A 968-nucleotide genomic window follows, 5' to 3' on the forward strand; every position below is an offset into this window, starting at 1 on the left:
CCTTTAACATCCACTTACAAAACGTATGGCGGAACATATGTGGAGTTAATTTTTTATTCGGCAGGCTGTAGCTTTCGATCATTCGCTGAATGCCCCTTACCGAAAACTTCGGAGAACGCTGGCTGTAAAAGACGTATGGCGATTCGGCCACATGCGGTTTCTTTTTCGCCATTTCCGCGCGAAACTTAAGCCAATCCTCGAGTTCTGCCAGCAAGATATTCGAGATCGGCACTGTTCTTACCTTCATCCCTTTTCCCACGATTCGAATTCGTTTCATCTCTAAATCTAAGTCCGTTAATTTTAAATTGGATAACTCTTCCACCCGCAATCCTGCATAGGTAAGCAAGTACACCACCGCGCGGTCCCGGCGATATTTCTCTTCAGGATCGACACCTCGGCTTTGTACCGGCTTTTTCCGCATCCGTTGTAACAAGTCCTCGAATTCTTCTTCCGTGAGCCACATGATTTTTTCGTTATCTTCATCAGCTGATTTTAAATCCTGGATGTCTTTCATTGGATTCTGCTCGAGCTTATGATGTTCGACCGCCCAAGCATAAAAACTTCGCAGCGAATTAAGGCGGCGATTGATCGTGGAAATGGCCAACGGTTTCCCTTCCACCGGATTCAGCATTTGCTGGATCCATTTGCGGATGTCAGCCGGCGTGACATAATCATCTGGACGGATATGTAAATCATGAAAAAATATGTTTAAATCGTTCGTATAGGAAATAATGGTATTTCTGGAAGCTCCTTTTTCCTGAAGATAAGTGACATACTCATTGAGCATCTTTTTCCACCCTTTCACTTATACGGCGAGTTAAAAACGATTTTTTCCAAAAATAATTGATACGAAAAATAACATTATATGACGAGTATATCATAAAAAAGATAGATTTGTTAGTCATATAATGTATATTATACGATCAGTTTATTGTGAGAAGATAGGTTACCATGCCATTGATTCAGCA

Annotated in this window: 1 protein-coding gene; it reads right to left on the bottom strand. The window is 41.5% G+C overall.

Translation table 11 applies throughout. From position 1 onward, the window contains the following. Positions 1 to 787 (bottom strand): tyrosine-type recombinase/integrase (locus tag GJ1_RS17380; RefSeq protein WP_066235143.1); only part of this gene is annotated, 787 nt, incomplete at its 3' end. Positions 788 to 968: the final 181 nt, after the last annotated feature.

Source organism: Geobacillus jurassicus NBRC 107829 (genome assembly GCF_001544315.1).
Taxonomy (GTDB): Bacteria; Bacillota; Bacilli; order Bacillales; family Anoxybacillaceae; genus Geobacillus; species Geobacillus jurassicus.